At 71.5% G+C, this 17307-nt stretch carries 16 protein-coding genes; 6 read left to right on the forward strand and 10 right to left on the reverse strand.

The genetic code is table 11. The annotated features are described in order from the left end of the window. Nucleotides 1–10: 10 nt before the first annotated feature. Complete coding sequence (gene pyk / locus IE260_RS10565; protein WP_189870268.1) at nt 11–1435, reverse strand: pyruvate kinase; 1425 nt, start codon at nt 1433–1435, stop codon at nt 11–13. A 242-nt stretch (nt 1436–1677) separates the two neighbouring features. On the opposite strand from pyk, the gene IE260_RS10570 reads away from it, so the two are divergent. Beyond that, nucleotides 1678–3480: a bifunctional metallophosphatase/5'-nucleotidase gene (locus IE260_RS10570; protein ID WP_189870269.1), complete on the forward strand. Its 1803-nt coding sequence runs from the start codon at nt 1678–1680 to the stop codon at nt 3478–3480. Nucleotides 3481–3500: 20 nt separating this feature from the next. On the opposite strand, the gene IE260_RS10575 is transcribed toward IE260_RS10570, so the two are convergent. From IE260_RS10575 to IE260_RS41565, 7 genes are all read right to left on the reverse strand, one after another. Then, nucleotides 3501–4922: a lysine N(6)-hydroxylase/L-ornithine N(5)-oxygenase family protein gene (locus IE260_RS10575; RefSeq protein WP_189870270.1), complete on the reverse strand. Its 1422-nt coding sequence runs from the start codon at nt 4920–4922 to the stop codon at nt 3501–3503. Continuing rightward, on the reverse strand, nt 4919–6277 hold the full coding sequence (locus IE260_RS10580; protein WP_189870271.1) for a pyridoxal phosphate-dependent decarboxylase family protein: 1359 nt from the start codon (nt 6275–6277) through the stop codon (nt 4919–4921). Before IE260_RS10580 ends, IE260_RS10575 begins: the two co-directional genes overlap by 4 nt. A gap of 188 nt (nt 6278–6465) precedes the next feature. Further along, nucleotides 6466–8964, reverse strand: coding sequence for an aminopeptidase N (gene pepN, locus IE260_RS10585; RefSeq protein ID WP_189870273.1), 2499 nt, complete (start codon nt 8962–8964; stop codon nt 6466–6468). A gap of 56 nt (nt 8965–9020) precedes the next feature. Beyond that, on the reverse strand, nt 9021–9593 hold the full coding sequence (locus IE260_RS10590) for a response regulator (protein WP_189870275.1): 573 nt from the start codon (nt 9591–9593) through the stop codon (nt 9021–9023). Between the two features lie 114 nt (nt 9594–9707). Further along, on the reverse strand, nt 9708–10079 hold the full coding sequence (locus IE260_RS10595; RefSeq protein WP_189870277.1) for a chorismate mutase: 372 nt from the start codon (nt 10077–10079) through the stop codon (nt 9708–9710). 45 nt (nt 10080–10124) lie between these two features. Further along, nucleotides 10125–10319, reverse strand: a complete 195-nt coding sequence (locus IE260_RS41560) for a GNAT family N-acetyltransferase (RefSeq protein WP_229880615.1) — start codon at nt 10317–10319, stop codon at nt 10125–10127. Continuing rightward, nucleotides 10319–10588, reverse strand: coding sequence for a hypothetical protein (locus tag IE260_RS41565; RefSeq protein ID WP_229880617.1), 270 nt, complete (start codon nt 10586–10588; stop codon nt 10319–10321). Before IE260_RS41565 ends, IE260_RS41560 begins: the two co-directional genes overlap by 1 nt. Before the next feature lie 119 nt (nt 10589–10707). Between IE260_RS41565 and IE260_RS10605 the strand changes: the two genes are divergently transcribed. Then, nucleotides 10708–11604 (forward strand): hypothetical protein, encoded by an 897-nt coding sequence (locus tag IE260_RS10605; protein ID WP_189870279.1) that lies wholly within the window; start codon nt 10708–10710, stop codon nt 11602–11604. A 188-nt stretch (nt 11605–11792) separates the two neighbouring features. On the opposite strand, the gene IE260_RS10610 is transcribed toward IE260_RS10605, so the two are convergent. After that, the gene (locus IE260_RS10610; RefSeq protein ID WP_189870280.1) at nt 11793–13232 is read right to left on the reverse strand and encodes an MFS transporter; all 1440 of its coding nucleotides are present in this window, start codon (nt 13230–13232) and stop codon (nt 11793–11795) included. A gap of 121 nt (nt 13233–13353) precedes the next feature. Between IE260_RS10610 and IE260_RS10615 the strand changes: the two genes are divergently transcribed. Beyond that, nucleotides 13354–13836 (forward strand): MarR family winged helix-turn-helix transcriptional regulator, encoded by a 483-nt coding sequence (locus IE260_RS10615; RefSeq protein WP_189870282.1) that lies wholly within the window; start codon nt 13354–13356, stop codon nt 13834–13836. A gap of 16 nt (nt 13837–13852) precedes the next feature. After that, nucleotides 13853–14488 (forward strand): SIMPL domain-containing protein, encoded by a 636-nt coding sequence (locus IE260_RS10620; RefSeq protein WP_189870284.1) that lies wholly within the window; start codon nt 13853–13855, stop codon nt 14486–14488. Nucleotides 14489–14531: 43 nt separating this feature from the next. Here the strand turns inward: IE260_RS10620 and IE260_RS10625 are convergent, their stop codons facing one another. Then, nucleotides 14532–15257, reverse strand: coding sequence for a vWA domain-containing protein (locus tag IE260_RS10625; protein ID WP_189870286.1), 726 nt, complete (start codon nt 15255–15257; stop codon nt 14532–14534). A 177-nt stretch (nt 15258–15434) separates the two neighbouring features. On the opposite strand from IE260_RS10625, the gene IE260_RS10630 reads away from it, so the two are divergent. Together IE260_RS10630 and IE260_RS10635 are read left to right on the forward strand one after the other, a co-directional pair. Further along, a complete protein-coding gene (locus IE260_RS10630; protein WP_189870288.1) occupies nt 15435–16364 on the forward strand; it encodes a rhomboid family intramembrane serine protease in 930 nt (309 codons plus the stop codon). Further along, a complete protein-coding gene (locus IE260_RS10635; RefSeq protein ID WP_229880619.1) occupies nt 16361–17263 on the forward strand; it encodes a chitosanase in 903 nt (300 codons plus the stop codon). The genes IE260_RS10630 and IE260_RS10635 overlap by 4 nt, the downstream gene beginning before the upstream one ends. Nucleotides 17264–17307 lie beyond the last annotated feature (44 nt).

The raw sequence follows: 17307 nt of genomic DNA on the forward strand, positions 1-17307 counted from the left end.
GCGCAGCCGGTCAGTCCTCGCCGATGCGGTGCACCCGCACCAGGTTCGTCGTGCCCGAGACCCCGGGCGGGGAGCCGGCCGTGATGATCACGACGTCGCCCTTCTCGCAGCGGCCGTACTCGGACAGCAGTTCGTCCACCTGGTCGACCATCGCGTCGGTGGAGTCGACGTGCGGGCCGAGGAAGGTCTCCACGCCCCAGGTGAGGTTGAGCTGTGAGCGGGTCGCCGGTTCGGGGGTGAAGGCGAGGAGCGGGATGGGTGAGCGGTAGCGGGACAGGCGGCGGGCCGTGTCGCCGGACTGGGTGAAGGCGACCAGGTACTTCGCGCCGAGGAAGTCGCCGATCTCCGCCGCCGCGCGGGCGACCGCGCCGCCCTGGGTGCGGGGCTTGTTGCGTTCGGTGAGCGGGGGCAGGCCGCGGGCGAGGAGGTCCTCCTCGGACGCCTCGACGATGCGGGCCATCGTCCGGACCGTCTCGATCGCGTGTTTGCCGACGCTGGTCTCGCCGGACAGCATCACCGCGTCCGTGCCGTCGATGACGGCGTTGGCCACGTCGGAGGCTTCCGCGCGGGTGGGGCGGGAGTTGTCGATCATCGAGTCGAGCATCTGGGTGGCGACGATGACGGGTTTGGCGTTGCGCCTGGCGAGTTTGATCGCACGCTTCTGGACGATCGGCACGAGTTCGAGGGGCATTTCGACGCCGAGGTCGCCCCGGGCGACCATGATGCCGTCGAAGGCGGCGACGATGTCGTCGATGTTCTCGACGGCCTGGGGTTTTTCGATTTTGGCGATGACGGGGAGCCTGCGGCCTTCTTCGTCCATGATGCGGTGGACGTCGACGATGTCGCGTCCGCTGCGGACGAAGGAGAGGGCGATGACGTCGAAGCCGGTGCGCAGGGCCCAGCGCAGGTCGTCCTCGTCCTTCTTGGACAGGGCGGGGACGGAGACGGCGACGCCGGGGAGGTTGAGGCCCTTGTGGTCGGAGACCATGCCGCCCTCGACGACCTTGGTGTGGACGCGGGGGCCGTCGACGTCGGTGACTTCGAGGCTGACCTTGCCGTCGTCGACGAGGATGCGTTCGCCGGGGGTGACGTCGGTGGCGAGGCCGGCGTAGGTGGTGCCGCAGATGTGGCGGTCGCCTTCGACGTGTTCTTCGACGGTGATGGTGAAGGTGTCGCCGCGTTCGAGGAGTACGGGGCCTTCGGTGAAGCGGCCGAGGCGGATCTTCGGACCTTGAAGGTCGGCGAGGGTGCCGACGCTGTGGCCGGTTTCGTCGGACGCCTTTCGGACGTGCTGGTATCGCTCTTCGTGTTCGGCGTGGGTGCCGTGGCTGAAATTGAAGCGGGCGATGTCCATTCCGGCGTCGACCAGGGCTTTGATCTGATCGTACGAGTCGGTGGCGGGCCCAAGAGTACAGACGATCTTTGCTCGGCGCATGGGTCGAGCCTATGACTTACCGGTGGGTAGCGAATTGGCCGCGCATGACTACTCAACCACCTTTCAGTAAAGGGTCATTGACAAGTGTTGAATTGTGCGACGAGGTGCTCTGATGAGCATTTCCGGGCGACGGCGGAGCCGACCGGTCATCAGATCGCAACGTGAGGGGCCTGTTGACACGAGGCATGTCCAGGACAGAATCTACGCGCGTTGTTGATGGTGCGTCGCTAGGAGAGTCGGTCATGCCGTTGAACCGCCGGAAGTTCCTGAAGAGATCCGCCGTGACGGGGGCGGGGGTCGCGATAGCCGGTACGGCGGCGGCCCCGGCGACCGCGGCCGCACCGGCGGGCAGGGGGCGCGGGTCCAAGCGGTACGCGCTGACGGTGATGGGCACGACCGACCTGCACGGGCACGTCTTCAACTGGGACTACTTCAAGGACGCGGAGTACGCGGACACGGCGGGCAACGCCCAGGGCCTGGCCCGCATCTCGACGCTGGTGAACGAGGTCCGTGAGGAGAAGGGCCGGCACAACACGCTGTTGCTGGACGCGGGTGACACGATTCAGGGCACGCCGCTGACGTACTACTACGCGAAGGTCGACCCGATCACCGCCGAGGGCGGTCCGGTGCACCCGATGGCGCAGGCGATGAACGCGATCGGCTACGACGCGGTGGCCCTCGGCAACCACGAGTTCAACTACGGCATCGAAACGCTGCGGAAGTTCGAGGAGCAGTGCCGTTTCCCGCTGCTGGGTGCGAACGCGGTGGACGCCAGGACGCTGAAGCCCGCCTTCCCGCCGTACTTCATGAAGACGTTCCGGGTGAAGGGCGCGCCGCCGGTGAAGGTGGCGGTGCTGGGTCTGACCAACCCGGGTATCGCGATCTGGGACAAGGCGTACGTGCAGGGGAAGCTGGCGTTCCCCGGTCTGGAGGAGCAGGCGGCGAAGTGGGTGCCGAAGCTGCGCTCGATGGGTGCGGACGTCGTGGTCGTGTCGGCGCACTCGGGTTCGTCGGGCACGTCGTCGTACGGTGACCAGGTGCCGTACGTGGAGAACGCGGCGGCGAACGTGGCGAGGCAGGTGCCGGGCATCGACGCCATCCTCGTCGGGCACGCGCACGTGGAGATCCCGGAGCTGAGGGTGACCAACGACAGCACCGGGAAGACGGTCGTGCTGTCGGAGCCGCTGTGCTATGCCGAGCGGCTGACGCTGTTCGACTTCGAGCTGGTCTTCGAGCGGGGCCGTTGGCACGTGGAGTCGGTCAGGGCGTCGCTGCGCAACTCCAACACCGTCGCCGACGACCCGCGGATCACCAGGCTGCTGGCGGACGAGCACGCGAAGGTGGTGGCGTACGTCAACCAGGTGGTGGGGACGGCGACCGAGACGCTGACGACGGTGGAGGCGCGGTTCAAGGACGCGCCGATCATCGATCTGATCACCAAGGTGCAGGAGGACGTGGTCAGGTCGGCGCTGGCGGGTACGGAGTACGCGTCGCTGCCGGTGCTGGCGCAGGCGTCGCCGTTCTCGCGTACGTCCGAGATCCCGGCGGGCGAGGTGACGATCCGGGACCTGTCGAGTCTGTACGTGTACGACAACACGCTGGTGGCGAAGCTGCTGACGGGTGCGCAGGTGCGGGCGTATCTGGAGTACTCGGCGGAGTACTACGTGCGGACCGCGGCCGGCGCACCGGTCGACGTGGACAAGCTGACGAACGCGAACGGCCGTCCGGACTACAACTACGACTATGTGTCGGGGCTGACGTACGAGATCGACATCGCTCAGGCGCCCGGTTCCCGGATCAGGAACCTGGCGTTCGGTGGTGCTCCGCTGGACGACGCTCAGCAGTTCGTGCTGGCGGTGAACAACTACCGTGCCAACGGTGGCGGTGCGTTCCCGCATGTGGCGTCGGCCAAGGAGCTGTGGTCGGAGTCGACGGAGATCCGGACGCGGATCGCGGAGTGGGCGACGGCGAAGGGTGTGCTGGATCCGAAGGACTTCGCGTCGGTGGACTGGCGGCTGACGCGGGACGGTACGCCGGTGTTCTAACGGGAGGGTGCGGGGCAGCCTCAGATTCCGTCCCCCAGGGGGGTGAGCGCGCGTGGCCTGCGTGCGGACGGGATCTGGGGCTGTTGCTGCTCCAGGCCGAAGGTGGTGAAGGCGGTGCGGGCCGGCAGGGGGTAGGGCTCGTTTCCGGTGAGGTCGTTGAGGATGGTGGCGCTGCGCCAGGCGGCGAGGCCGAGGTCGGGTGCGCCGACGCCGTGGGTGTGGGTCTCGGCGTTCTGGACGTAGACGGAGCCGGTGACGCAGGGGTCGAGGACGAGGCGGAAGCGTTCGTCGATGCGGGGGCGTTCGTGGCTGTCGCGGCGCAGGTAGGGGTCGAGGCCGGCGAGGATGCGGCCGAGGGGGCGTTCGCGGTAGCCGGTGGCGAGGACGACGGCGTCCGTGGTGAGGCGGGTGCGGGTGTTCTGCTGGGTGTGTTCGAGGTGTAGTTCGATCTTGGTGGTGGCGATGCGGCCGGCGGTGCGGACGTGGACGCCGGGGGTGAGGACGGTGTCGGGCCAGCCGTCGTCGAGGGTGCGGCGGTAGAGCTCGTCGTGGATGGCGGCGGCGGTGTCGGCGTCGATGCCTTTGTGGAGTTGCCACTGTGCGGTGACGAGGCGGTCGCGGACGGGTTCGGGCAGGGCGTGGAAGTAGCGGGTGTAGTCGGGGGTGAAGTGCTCCAGGCCGAGTTTCGAGTACTCCATGGGGGCGAAGGCTTCGGTGCGGCCGAGCCAGTGGAGTCGTTCGTGTCCGGCGGGGCGGTTGCGGAGCAGGTCGAGGAAGATCTCGGCGCCCGACTGGCCGGTGCCGATGACGGTGACGTGTCCGGCGGCGAGGAGGGCGTCGCGGTGGTCGAGGTAGTCGGCGGAGTGGACGACGGGGACGCCGGGGGCGTCGGCTAGGGGCCTGAGCGGGTCGGGGACGTGGGGTTCGGTGCCGATGCCGAGGACAATGTTCCTGGTGTAGGTGCGGCCGAGGGCTTCGGCTTCTCCGTCGGTGCCGAGTCGGGTGTGGTCGACTTCGAAGAGGTGGCGTTCGGGGTTCCAGCGGACGGCGTCGACCTGGTGGCCGAAGTGGAGGGTGGGGAGGTTCTCGGCGACCCAGCGGCAGTAGGCGTCGTATTCGGTGCGTTGGATGTGGAACCGCTCGGCGAAGTAGAAGGGGAAGAGGCGTCGGCGGGACTTGAGGTGGTTGAGGAAGGTCCAGGGGCTGGCGGGGTCGGCGAGGGTGACGAGGTCGGCGAGGAAGGGGACTTGGATGCGGGCGCCGTCGATGAGGAGTCCGGGGTGCCAGTGGAAGGCGGGGCGCTGGTCGTAGAAGGCGGTGTCGAGCCCGGTGAGGGGGTCGGCGAGGGCGGCGAGGGAGAGGTTGAAGGGGCCGATGCCGATGCCGACGAGGTCGCGGGGGGTGCCGGGCTCGTGGTGTGGGGGGTGCGGCGCGGGGGTCATCGGGGGGTGTTTCCTTCCACGAGGTGCAGGAGGTCTGCCAGGTCGTCGGGCCGGGTGCGGGGGTTGAGGAGGGTGGCCTTGAGCCAGAGCCGGCCGTCGGCGCGGGCGCGGCCGAGGGCGGCGCGGCCGGTGGTGAGGAGGGTGCGGCGGATGGTGGCGACGGTGTGGTCGGTGGCGTCGGTGGGCCGGAACAGGACGGTGCTGATGGTGGGCGGGGCGTGGAGTTCGAAGCCGGGGTGGCCGGTGACGAGGTCGGCGAACTGCTGGGCGAGGTCGCAGACTCGGTCGACGAGGGCGCCGAGGCCGTCGCGGCCGAGGGTCTTGAGGGTGACGGCGATCTTGAGGATGTCGGGGCGGCGGCTGGTGCGCGGGGAGCGGCCGAGGAGGTCGGGGAGTCCGGCTTCGGTGTCGTCGTGGGCGTTGAGGTAGTCGGCGCGCTGGTCCAGTGCGGTGAGGTCGTCGGGGTTCTTCACGGTGAGGAGGCCGGCGGCGATGGGTTGCCAGCCGAGTTTGTGCAGGTCGAGGGCGACGGTGTGGGCGGCGTCGAGGCCGGTGAGTTTCGGGCGGTGCCGGTCGGAGAACAGCAGGCCGGCCCCGTAGGCGGCGTCGATGTGGAGGCGGGCTCCGTGGGCGGCGCAGCGGTCGGCGATCTCGGGGAGGGGGTCGATGAGGCCGGCGTCGGTGGTGCCGGCGGTGGCGGCGACGAGGTGGGGGCCGGGCACCTGGTCGAGGGCTTCGTCGAGGGCGGCGGGGTCGAGGGTGCCCGTGGGGGCGGGGACGACGACGGGGGCGGGGAGTCCGAGGAGCCAGGCGGCGCGGGGCAGTGAGTGGTGGGCGTTCGCGCCGTGGACGAGCCGTAGGGTCCCGCCGGCGGCTTCGCGGGCGAGCAGGAGGGCGAGTTGGTTGGATTCGGTGCCGCCGGTGGTGACGAGGGCGTCGGCGGCGCCGGTCTCGCGGGCGAGGGCGTGAGTGACGAGGGTCTCCAGGGCGGAGGCGGCGGGTGCCTGGTCCCAGGAGTCGAGGGAGGGGTTGAGGACGCTCGCGGCCAGGTCGGCGGCGGTGGCGACGGCGAGGGGCGGGCCGTGCAGGTGGGCGGCGCACAGGGGGTGGGCGGGGTCGGCGGCGCCTTCGGTGAGCGCGGTGACGAGGGTGCGCAGGGCGTCGGGGTCGCCGGTGTCGGGCAGGACGTCGCCGGCCGCGTCCCGTACCCGGGCGGTGACGGCGTCGGGTCCGCCGGCGGGCAGGGGGCCGCCGCGTGCCGCCGTGCCGGCGTGGAGTGCGTGGAGCACGGTGTCGAGCAGGGGCCGCAGGGCGTCGGGGCCGTGGGGACCCGAGGCGAGGGGAGGCGTGCTCATGGGTTGTCCTCCGGGTGCGGGGACGGCGGGGAGTCCCAGCTTGTACGCGGTTGCCTGCCCGCGCCCGGAGAGCCCGACGATCAGAACCCGAAAGTGGGTACTGCCGTGCGGGGAAAGCGTGTCGGAACCCTCTCACGGGGTGTGGCCGGCCCGGGGCGCAGGGCGCCGTGGGCCGGCCGTGTGCCGTGTCAGCCGGCCTGGGCCCGGCGCACCCGCAGGGCGCGGGCCAGGTCGTCGAGCTGGTCGACGAGTTTGCGGCGCAGTGCGGGGATCGGGTCGGCGTCGCTGAGGCATTCCTGGCCGAGGCGGAGGTTGTCGGCGTCGACGGCGTGGGTGGGGAAGGCCCAGCGCCCGGCGGCGTCGGCGATGGCGGGGCCGCGGCGGGCGGCGACGGCGACGGCCTCGGCGTAGTAGCGCGGTACGTAGTCGCGTACGAGGTCGGCCTGTTCGGGCTGCCAGAAGCCCCGGGCGGTGGCGGTGAACAGGTAGTTGGAGAGGTCGTCGGTGGCGAACATGGCTGCCCAGGCGCGGCTCTTGGCCTCGGGGTCGGGCAGTGCGGCGCGGCAGCGGGCGGCGCCCTCCTGGCCGGTGGCGCTGGGGTCGCGCTGCAGTTCGGCGGCGATGGCGCTCTCGTCGGTGGCGCCGAGGACGGCGAGGCGGGTGAGGACGCGCCAGCGCAGTTCGGGGTCGAGTTCGGGGCCGCCGGGGACGGTTCCGTCGGCGAGCCAGGCGGCGATGGTGTCGGGGTGGGCGGCGGTGTCGATGCGGTGGCGTACGGCGATGAGGCGCAGCCCGGGGTGGTCGCCGTCCTCGGTGCGGCGGATGAGGTCGCGGCACAGATCGGTGAGGGTGGCGAGGGCGGCGGGGCGCTGTTCGGGGGTGACGTAGCGGTCGGCGACCTGGGCGGTGGCGAAGGCGAGGACGCCCTCGACGACGGCGAGGTCGGTCTCGCGGGGGAGGTGGGTGCGGGCGATGTCCAGGTAGGCGGTGGCGGGGAGTTCGCCGTCGCGGACGGCGTCGCGGAGTGCGTTCCACACCACGGCGCGGGTGAGCGCGTCGGGGAGGCCGGCGAGGGCGGTGCGGACGGTGTCGAAGGAGGGGGCGTCGAAGCGGACCTTGGCGTAGGTGAGGTCGCCTTCGTTGAGGACGAGGAGGGCGGGTCGCTTGCCGATGGGGTGGGGTTCGCTCTGGGGGACGTCGAGTTCGAGGCGGTCGCGTCGGGTGAGCCGGCCGTCGGTGAGGTCCTGGTCGTAGAGGCCGACGGCGATGCGGTGGGGGCGCTCGCCGGTGCGGTCGACGGTGAGGGTGCAGGTGCCGTCCGGGCCGGGGGTGATGTGCGGGGTGAGGGTGTCGACGCCGGTGGTGCGCAGCCAGGCGTCGGCCCAGGCGTGGACGTCGCGGTCGGTGGCGGCGGCGAGGGAGTCGATGAAGTCGGCGAGGGTGGCGTTGGCGAACTTGTGGCGGGCGAAGTGGGTGTTGATGCCGGCGAGGAAGTCCTTCTCGCCGAGCCAGGCGACGAGCTGGCGCAGGGCGGAGGCGCCCTTGGCGTAGGAGATGCCGTCGAAGTTGAGGAGGGCGGAGGCGGTGTCCTCGACGTTCTCGGGGGCGACGGGGTGGGTGGAGGGGCGCTGGTCGGCGTCGTAGCCCCAGGACTTGCGGGCGACGCCGAAGTCGGTCCAGGTGTCGGTGAAGCGGGTGGCCTCGGCGGTGGTCTGGTAGCCCATGTACTCGGCGAAGGACTCGTTGAGCCAGATGTCGTCCCACCACCTGAGGGTGACGAGGTCGCCGAACCACATGTGGGCCATCTCGTGCGCGATGACCATGGCGCGGGTCTGCCGTTCGGTGTCGGTGACGGCGGAGCGGAAGACGAACTCGTCGCGGAAGGTGACGAGTCCGGGGTTCTCCATGGCGCCGGCGTTGAACTCGGGGACGAACGCCTGGTCGTAGGAGTCGAAGGGGTAGGGCTCGTCGAACTTCTCGTGGTAGCGGTCGAAGCAGGCGCGGGTGACGTCGAGGAGTTCGTCGGCGTCGGCGTCGAGGTGGGGGGCGAGGGAGCGGCGGCAGTGGATGCCGAAGGGCAGGCCGCGGTGTTCGGTGCGCACGGAGTGCCAGGGGCCGGCGGCGACGGCGACGAGGTAGGTGGAGATCAGGGGGGTGGTGGCGGCCTTCCACCGGCCGTCCCCGGTGTGTTCGGTGATGCCGTTGGCGAGGACGGTCCAGCCCTGGGGCGCGGTGACGGTGAGGTCGAAGACGGCCTTGAGGTCGGGCTGGTCGAAGGCGGCGAAGACGCGCTGTACGTCGTCCATGAACAGCTGCGTGTAGACGTAGGTCTCGCCGTCGGTGGGGTCGGTGAAGCGGTGCATGCCCTCGCCGGTGCGGGAGTAGCGCATGGTGGCGTCGACGCGGAGTTCGTGCTCGCCGGGGGTGAGGTTCTTCAGCGGCAGGCGGTTCTCGTCCAGTGTTTCGGGGTCGAGGGGGTGTCCGTCGAGGGTGACGGTGCGCAGCTCGGCGGGCTTGACCTCGACGAAGGTGTCCGTGGTGCCCGTCTCGCCGCGGACGGTGAACCGGATGGCGGTGCGGGAGTCGAAGGTCTCGTCGTCACCGGTGAGATCGAGGTCGATGGTGTAGTGGTGGACGTCGAGGAGCTGGGCACGGGTCTGCGCTTCGTCGCGCGTCAGTACGGACATGCAGGACATGCTGCCTGATGTGATGGGCAGGGCACAGGGGCGGATCGGTACGCGGGTTATGTCCGGCCTTTTTCGAGGTCGTCGCACTCCTCGGCGCGCGCCCCCCGGGCCGGCCGGAGGGGTTCGCGGTCCCGGGGCGGCGCGTCGGGGTGCGGCAGCGCGGGGCGCGGGTGGTGCTCGGCGGCCTCGGTGTGTTCCCGGAGCTGGGCGCGCAGTTCGCGCACCTCTCTTTCCAGGGCGAGGCGGTGCTGGTGGGCGTCGTACAGGTAGCGGACCTTGGTGCGCAGCGCCCAGGGGTCGACGGGTTTGGTGACGAGGTCGGCGACGCCGAGCGCGAAGGCGGTGGAGCTGAGTGCGAGGTCCGGGCCGTAGCCGGTGAGGAGGATCACCGGTATGCGCTGGGTCTGTTCCAGGCGGCGCATGTAGCGCACGACGTCCAGTCCGCCGGCGCCGGGCATGCGCAGGTCCAGCAGGAGCAGGCCGACGTTGCCGCGGAGCACCTGTTTGAGGGCCTGGTCGCCGCTGGTGGCCCGGCCGACCCGGTAGCCGAGCGGGGCGAGGGCGCTCTCCAGGGCGTACAGGGTGTCTTCGTGGTCGTCGACGATGAGGATCCCGGCATCCGGGGGCATGACCCGACGTCCCTCCCCTCGTGGACGGCGCAGCTCATGTCCAGAGAGCCGGCGGACGGTGCCCGCCGGCCGACAGGGGTGCACGTCGCAGCATGCCCCGTGGACGCCCCCGTGTCACTCCCCCGGGGCGGTCTGCCGGACCCTGTCGGGCGTGGAGCCGTTGCCGGTGTCCTCCGCGATGCGCTCGTGGTGGCGGATGACCTCGCCGATGATGAAGTTCAGGAACTTCTCGGCGAACGCGGGGTCCAGCTTGGCGCTCTCGGCGAGTGCGCGCAGCCGGGCGATCTGTTTCGCCTCGCGGGCCGGGTCGGCGGGCGGCAGCTGGTGCCGGGCCTTGAGGTGGCCGACCTGCTGGGTGCACTTGAAGCGCTCGGCGAGCATGTGGACGACGGCGGCGTCGATGTTGTCGATGCTGTCGCGCAGCCGGCTCAGCTCCTCGCGGACGGCGGGGTCGACGGCACCGGTACCCGTGTTGCTGGTGGTCATGGGGGCTCAGCCTACGGTGCGGGCCCCCGACCGCCCCACACCGTCTCAGACCTCGGAGGGCGCGCTCGCCCCGATGCTCTTGTGGAAGTACACGTCATGGTGGCCGCCCGGCACGCCCTCGACACGGCCCCGCTCCCGGAAGCCGAGTCCCTGGTGCAAGCGGGGCGCCTGGAAGGTGTACGTGGAGACGGTCATGTCGGTGCAGCCGCGCCGGACGGCCTCCTCCTCCGCGGCGCGCATCAGCCGGCTCCCCGGCCCGTGTGCCGCTGGTCCTCGCGCACCCGGAGCAGGTCCACGGAGCACAGGCCGCTCCAGGTCCAGGCGGTGAGGCCGCCGACCAGTTCGCCCGCGTCGTCGGTGACGCGGACGGTGAGGGGTTCGGGGCGGGCGCCCGCGGTGGCCGCGGTGTTGAAGACGGTCGGTTCGTCGTCGAGCCGCTGTTCCAGGACGTCGTCCTGGCCGCTCACCCGCAGGGCGGCGGTGACGACCGACTGCTGTTCGCCGGTCACGGTCCGGATTCTGCCGCAGGGGGGTGCGGCGGTGAACGGTTTGCGTCCGGTGGCGCGGGCCGTGCTCGGGCGGTCCCCGTACAGTGGAAGACGGGTTCAGGCGTCTTGGGGGTTCAGGCGTGGCGAACGGCGGACCGGTCGAGCACGGCTTCCCGCATCTGGAGACGGTGCGGGCTGCCGTCACCGCGCTGTACAAACGGTTGTCGTACGACACGATCCAGACGTTCTCGGGCAGTGTGGCCCCGGCCGACGTGGCGTTCTGCGACACCGACGACCTGTATCTGGGAGCTCAGCGGGTGGCCCGCGAGCTGGTGCGTCACTACCGTCTCCCCGATGCCCGCATGATCGTGTCGTTCCGCGAGATGACGCACGCCGCGAATGTCGAACTGGCCGCCGGGCCGGAGTATTTCGTCGAGCTGAACGACCGTTTCCGCACCCATCGACGGGACATCGGCGCTGCCCTCGCGCACGAGGTGATGCACGTGTACCTGCACCGGCTGGGTTTGTCCTTCCCCGGTACGCGGGACAACGAGATCCTCACGGACACCGCGACGACGTACCTGGGGGCGGGGTGGCTGCTGCTGGACGCCTACCGGGAGGATTCGGCGTCGTCGCAGAAGCTGGGGTATCTGACGCCGGAGGAGTTCGGCTACGTGCTGGCCAAGCGGGCGCTGGTCTTCGGCGAGGACCCCTCGGTGTGGTTCACCAGTCCGCAGGCCTACGAGGCGTACGTCAGGGGCAGGGCCCGGGCGCGCCGGGACGAGCAGCAGCCGCCGCTCACGGCGGCCGGCTGGGCGGGGCGCCGCCGTTACGCCCGGGACCGCCGTCACGCCCAGGACCGGCACGTGCCCGGCGCCCCGGAGGACGTGGCGTACTCGTTCACGCCCGACGTGCGCGGGCCGCTGCGGGTGTCCTTCCCCTGCCCGACCTGTCACCAGCGGATCAGGGTGCCGGTACGGGGGCGGGTGCGGGCTCGGTGCGGGCTGTGCCGGACGGTGCTGGAGTGTGACACCTAGGGTGTCCCGGCCGTGTTCGTGCACCCGGCCGGGTGCGGGCGACGCCGGGGGCTGTCGCCCCGGGCCCCGCTTTCGGCCTGAACGGCCTCGTCCTCAAGCGCCGGACGGGCTGGATGTCCTGACCGGCACCGGCGATTGCCGAGCGGGCCGGCCTGCCCCCAGGGCGCCGGCCATGCCGCGGCGCCGTCTCAGCCCTCGTGTGCCGCCACCGCCCGGCGGGGCAGCGCCGCGCACAGGGCCGCGCAGGTGACGAAGCCGCCGACGACCCACGGCATCGCCGCTCCCAGCGCCTCGGTGGGTCCGTCGCCCGCGTGCCGGAAGAAGACGGTGCCCACCACGGCCGCGCCCAGCGCGCCGCCGAACTGCTGCGCCGTCGAGAAGATCCCGGACGCCCCGCCGGCCAGCTCGCCCGGCACCGCCGACAGCACCACGTTGACCAGGGGCACCACCAGGAGGCCCAGTCCGGCTCCGGCGACCACCAGTCCCGGCACCAGCGGCCACGCCCCGGTGTGTGCGTCGGCGGAGTCGGCGACGGCCGACCACACCCAGCCGAAGCCGGCCGCCAGCATCAGCGCGCCGGCGCCGAGCACCAGTCGCCCGTGGCGCACCGCGAGGGCGTCGGCGGCGGGGGCGGTCAGGAAGCCGCCCGCCGAGAAGGCCACGGTGACCAGACCGGCCTGCATCGGTGTGTAGCCCTGGCCGGCCTGCAGCCAGATGGCGAAGACCAGGAAGAAGCCCTGCATGCCGACGGAGAACAGGAGCTGGACCAGGACGCCGACGGAGAACGCGGGCAGCCGGAACGCCCGCGCCGGCAGCAGCGGTACCGTCGCGGGGCCGTGCCGCCGTGCCTCGAACACGCCGAGCGCGGCGACCGCCGAGGCGCCGGCGGCGAGGCACAGCCAGCCCCACAGCGGCCAGCCGTTGTCCTGGCCCTGCACGAGCGGCAGCACGACGGCGACGAGGCCGGCCGCCAGCACCGGGCTGCCCAGCGCGTCGGGGCGCCCGGCCGACCGCTCCTTCGTCGCCGGTACCAGGAGCACCGCGGCCACCAGGGTCAGTGCGGCGATCGGCACGTTGACGAGGAACACCGTCCGCCAGCCCCAGCCGAACAGGTCGGCGTCCGTCAGCAGTCCGCCCAGCAGCAGCCCGACGGCCGAGGCGAACCCGGCGACCGCGCCGTACATCCCGAAGGCGGCCCCGCGCTCCTTGCCCCGGAACAGGGTGCGGAACGAACCCAGCACCTGCGGCATGAGCACCGCCGCGGTCACGCCCTGCACGGCCCGCGCGGCGATCAGCTGCCCCGGCGACTGGGCGATTCCGCAGGCGAGACTCGCCAGCCCGAACCCGGCGGTTCCGGCGAGGAACAGGCCCCGGCGTCCGAAGCGGTCCCCGAGGTGGCCGGAGACGATCAGCGTGGCGGCGAAGCCCAGCAGGTAGGCGGAGACCAGCCACTGCAGGGCGCTCTCGGAGGCGTGCAGGTCGCGGCCGACGGACGGGATCGCGACGTTCACGATCGTCACGTCCACCAGGTCCATCAGGGCGGCGGTCGTCATCACGCCGGCGGCGGCCCAGCGACGGGGGTACGGCTCGGCGTCGGCGGATGTCGGCGAGGCCAGGGTTGTGGGCATGGTCGGCCCTCCGGCGGACTCGTGAATTCATTTCGTTCGACCTAACGAAAGACTCGCATCACCCGACCGCCGTCCGCAAGTCCTTAGTTCGACCGAACGAAAGGTTTGCTAGTCTGGTGCCATGGACGGCGAGGACCGGGAGACGGACGACAGGAGGGCCGAGGCGCTGCGGCGGCTCATGGCCGCCGGCCGGGCGAACAGCGCGGTCACGGTCATGTTCCACTCGGCGGTCGCCGCCAAGCAGGGGCTGAACGCCACCGAGGAGAAGACCCTCGACTACCTGGAGCGCCGGGGCCCGCTCACCGCGAAGGACCTCGCCGGGCTGACCGGCCTGGCCCCCGCCTCCGTCACCGGCCTCGTCGACCGGCTGGAGGCCAAGGGCTTCGTCCGCCGGGTCAAGCACCCCACGGACAAGCGCCGGGTCCTCGTCGAGCTCGACCAGGACAAGATCGCCGAGTTCGCCGTGTTCTTCGAGGACTGGGCCCGGGACGTCGCCGATGCCTGCGAGGAGTTCAGCACGCAGGAGCTGGAGACCGTGATCCGCTTCCTGACCGTGATGACGGAGCGTCAGCAGCGGGCGGCCGTACGCCTGTCGCAGGCGTAGCTGCTTCAATGCCCGCATGACACAGACGATCGACCAGCCCTGGGGGCTCAGCGTCTTCGGGGCGGGCAGCGTGCGGCTCGAACCGCAGCTGGCGCGGGTGAAGTTGGCGGTGGACGTGCTGGAGTCCTCGCCGGACAAGGCCTTCCAGGAGGCGGGCACGGCCGTGACGCGGCTGCGGGAGGTGCTGCGCGGGCACGGCATACCGGACGCCGCGGTCTCCGGCTCCCGGCTCAGGCTCAGTTCGGAGTACAGCGGTTACGGCAGCGACCGGAAGTTCCTCGGCTACGGCTGCCAGGCCGCGTACTCGATCCACACGGACGCGCTGGACGACCTCCAGCGGCTGATCGTGGACGCGGTCGACGCGGGCGCGCACCGCATCGACGGTGTCGAGTTCGACGTGCACGACAAGCCGGCGATGCGGGACGAGGCCCGGCGCAGGGCCGTGGCCGCCGCCCGCCGCAAGGCCGAGGTGTACACGGAGGCGGCGGGCGTGCGGCTGGGCCCGGTGCTGCACATCCAGGACGTGGACGCCGAGTCCTTCAGCAACTACCGCGGCCACGGCGGCGGGGGCGGCGCCGCCGCCGGCGACCTGGCACCGGGGATGGTGGAGGTGTCCGCGGGCGTGGTGCTGGGCTTCTCCCTGAACCAGTGAATCGCTGAGCCCCTGGTTCGGCCGGCGCACCGGCCGCCGGCTGTCAGGACGGCCGCACGATGCCCTGGGCGCGTGCGGCCACCAGCCACTTGGGGAACTCGCCCACCAGACGGTCGTACAGCTCGGCGTCGGTCACCTTCTGCGGGTCCCGGCCCGCGTGGAAGAAACCGGCGTTGTCGACGATCCGCTTGGCCGGCACGGCCAGTTCGTCGAGCCCCCGCAGGTACTCGAACTGCCTGCTGCCAGGGTCGCCGAAGCCGACGAACTGCCAGAACAGCGGCAGCCGTGCCGCCTTGCACAGGTACCGCTCCGCGGCGAGCCGGCTGATCGGGCCGCCGTCGGTCTGGAAGACGACCAGGGCGGGGTGGCGCGCGCCGCTGGCGAGGTAGTGGTCGATGACCGCGTCCATGGCCAGGTGGTAACTGGTCCTGCCCATGTGCCCGAGGCCCGCCACGATCCGCTCGATCCGTCCCCGGTGGTCGGCGAGCCCGATCTCGGTGACGGCGTCGACGTCCGTGGAGAAGAACACCACCGGCACGGTGCCGTCGTCGTCGAGGTGCGCGGACAGGCCGAGCACCCGGTCGGCGAGCGCCTGCACGCTGCCGTCCTTGTAGTACGGCTTCATGGAGCCGGAGTAGTCGACGACGAGGTACACCGCGGCCCGCAGCCCGTCCAGGCCGTGCTTCGTCAGCGACACCCCCGCGCTCTTGTACAGGCTGACCAGCGCGGGCGCGGTCTCCTGCACCTTGGTGAGACTGATCGCGGCCATGCGGACTCCCCCTCGGTGTGCCGGACGTGCGGCCTCGTCGTGCCGGACGTGCGGCACCTGGCTGCCGAGCGTACGCCACGGCGAACCCCGCCTCTAAGCTCCTCCACAGCTGTTCGCTATTTTGTTCGCCGCCGTCCCCACCGGCTCACCGTCCGTCCCGTCCCCGAGGAGCCGGCCGTGGATTCCGAGTCCACCGTCACCACCTGCTACCGCCATCCACGGGTGGAGTGCCACGTCCGCTGCACCCGCTGCGACCGGTACATCTGCCCCGACTGCATGCGCGAGGCGGCCGTGGGCCACCACTGCCCGGAGTGCGTGAAGGAGGGGACGCGGTCCGTCCGGCAGGCCCGGACGATCGTCGGCGGCCGGGTCTCGGCGACGCCCGTGGTGACGTACGTCCTGATCGGGCTCAACGTCCTCGCCTACGTGGCGCAGTTGGTGCGCCCGGAGATCGTGGACCGGTTCTCGATGGTCACGGCCAGGCTGGTCGGTCCGGACGGCGGCTTCTACGTCTACCAGGACGTGTACCCGGCGGGCTTCCACGCCGACGGTGTCGTGGCCGGTGAGTGGGACCGGCTGATCACGAGCGCCTTCCTGCATCTGGGCCCCGCGGAGGGCACCTTCGGGATCCTGCACATCGTGATGAACATGGTCACGCTGTGGCAGCTCGGCCGGGTCGTGGAGCCGATGCTGGGCCGGGTCCGCCATGCCGTCCTCTATCTGCTGTCGGCGCTCGGCGGTTCGGTGCTCGAACTGCTGCTGGCCGACGCCGGGCAGCCCTCGGTCGGCGCGTCCGGCGCGATCTTCGGCCTGGGGGCCGCCTACTACGTCCTCGCCCGCCGCCTGGGCGCCGACATGGCCCCCGTCAACCGGTTCATGGCCCTCCTGCTGGTGTGGCTGCTGGTCTCCGCCGGGCTCACCTCCTGGCAGGGCCACCTCGGCGGCCTGCTGGCGGGCGGTGTGGTGACCCTCGCCTTCGCCTACGCCCCCCGGGACGTGCGCCGGACGGCGGTGCAGGCGGGGGCGTGCGCGGGGCTGCTGGTGCTGCTGGCGGTGACGGCGGCGATCAAGGTGTCGGAACTGACGGGTGGAGGTATCCCCCAATGAAACGTGCCGGTGTGCTGCTCCTGGCGGCCGTTCCCGTGATCGCCACGGGCGTGTACTTCGTCATGCCGACGGACTCGGCCGACACCCCGGTGACGCCGCCCGCGGCCACCGCCCAGTCGTCCCGCGAGGACGCCAAGGACCGGGCCGAGCAGGAGCGTGAGGCGGACGACGCGCTCATCGCCGACCTGCCGCCGGGGCTCGCCTCCCCCGCGAAGAAGGAGCTGGCGCAGCAACTGGTGTCGAGCGCCGAGAACTCGACCACCCGGTGGCGCACCGCCTACGGCACCATCGACGACCTCGGCGACGGCTGCGGCTACACGGCGGGCATCATCGGCTTCTGCACCGGCACCCACGACCTGCTCACCCTGGTCGAGCGCTACACCGAGGCCCACCCCGGCAACGGTCTGGCCGAGTATCTGCCCGCCCTGCGCAAGGTCGACGGCTCCGACTCCCACGAGGGCCTGGACCCCGGCTTCACGGCCGCCTGGCAGGCGGAGGCGGAGGTGCCGGCGTTCCGCGAGGCCCAGGAGGAGGAGCGCGACCGGGTCTACTTCGAACCGGCGGTCCGCCTCGCCAAGCTGGACGGCCTCGGCACGCTGGGCCAGTTCGTCTACTACGACGCGATGGTCTTCCACGGCCCGGACACCGACGCCGACGGCTTCTACGGCCTGCGCGAACGCGCCATGAAGCAGGCCGAAACGCCGGCTGAGGGCGGGTCCGAGAAGGCCTACCTGGACGCCTTCCTCGACGTCCGCCACGAAGCCATGAAGGCCAAGCGCCCCGGCATCGACACCTCGCGGGTCGACACCGCGCAGCGCCGGTTCCTCCAGGCCGGGAACATGGATCTGGACACGCCGCTGGTGTGGGAGATGTACGGGGACACGTACCGGGTGCCCTGAGCATGCGGCGGCGCCCGCCCCGTCGTCCGGTCGGGGACAGGGGG

The organism is Streptomyces viridiviolaceus (assembly GCF_014650995.1).
Lineage (GTDB): Bacteria > Actinomycetota > Actinomycetes > Streptomycetales > Streptomycetaceae > Streptomyces > Streptomyces viridiviolaceus.

What these genes read in the sequence shown, in the direction of transcription:
- pepN (WP_189870273.1), bottom strand. Translation starts at nt 8,964, where the DNA reads ATGTCCGTACTGACGCGCGACGAAGCGCAGACCCGTGCCCAGCTCCTC.
- IE260_RS10570 (WP_189870269.1), top strand. Translation starts at nt 1,678, where the DNA reads ATGCCGTTGAACCGCCGGAAGTTCCTGAAGAGATCCGCCGTGACGGGG.
- IE260_RS10595 (WP_189870277.1), bottom strand. Translation starts at nt 10,079, where the DNA reads ATGACCACCAGCAACACGGGTACCGGTGCCGTCGACCCCGCCGTCCGC.
- IE260_RS10625 (WP_189870286.1), bottom strand. Translation starts at nt 15,257, where the DNA reads ATGGCCGCGATCAGTCTCACCAAGGTGCAGGAGACCGCGCCCGCGCTG.
- IE260_RS10580 (WP_189870271.1), bottom strand. Translation starts at nt 6,277, where the DNA reads ATGAGCACGCCTCCCCTCGCCTCGGGTCCCCACGGCCCCGACGCCCTG.
- IE260_RS10615 (WP_189870282.1), top strand. Translation starts at nt 13,354, where the DNA reads ATGGACGGCGAGGACCGGGAGACGGACGACAGGAGGGCCGAGGCGCTG.
- IE260_RS10620 (WP_189870284.1), top strand. Translation starts at nt 13,853, where the DNA reads ATGACACAGACGATCGACCAGCCCTGGGGGCTCAGCGTCTTCGGGGCG.
- pyk (WP_189870268.1), bottom strand. Translation starts at nt 1,435, where the DNA reads ATGCGCCGAGCAAAGATCGTCTGTACTCTTGGGCCCGCCACCGACTCG.
- IE260_RS10635 (WP_229880619.1), top strand. Translation starts at nt 16,361, where the DNA reads ATGAAACGTGCCGGTGTGCTGCTCCTGGCGGCCGTTCCCGTGATCGCC.
- IE260_RS10610 (WP_189870280.1), bottom strand. Translation starts at nt 13,232, where the DNA reads ATGCCCACAACCCTGGCCTCGCCGACATCCGCCGACGCCGAGCCGTAC.
- IE260_RS10575 (WP_189870270.1), bottom strand. Translation starts at nt 4,922, where the DNA reads ATGACCCCCGCGCCGCACCCCCCACACCACGAGCCCGGCACCCCCCGC.
- IE260_RS10590 (WP_189870275.1), bottom strand. Translation starts at nt 9,593, where the DNA reads ATGCCCCCGGATGCCGGGATCCTCATCGTCGACGACCACGAAGACACC.
- IE260_RS41560 (WP_229880615.1), bottom strand. Translation starts at nt 10,319, where the DNA reads ATGCGCGCCGCGGAGGAGGAGGCCGTCCGGCGCGGCTGCACCGACATG.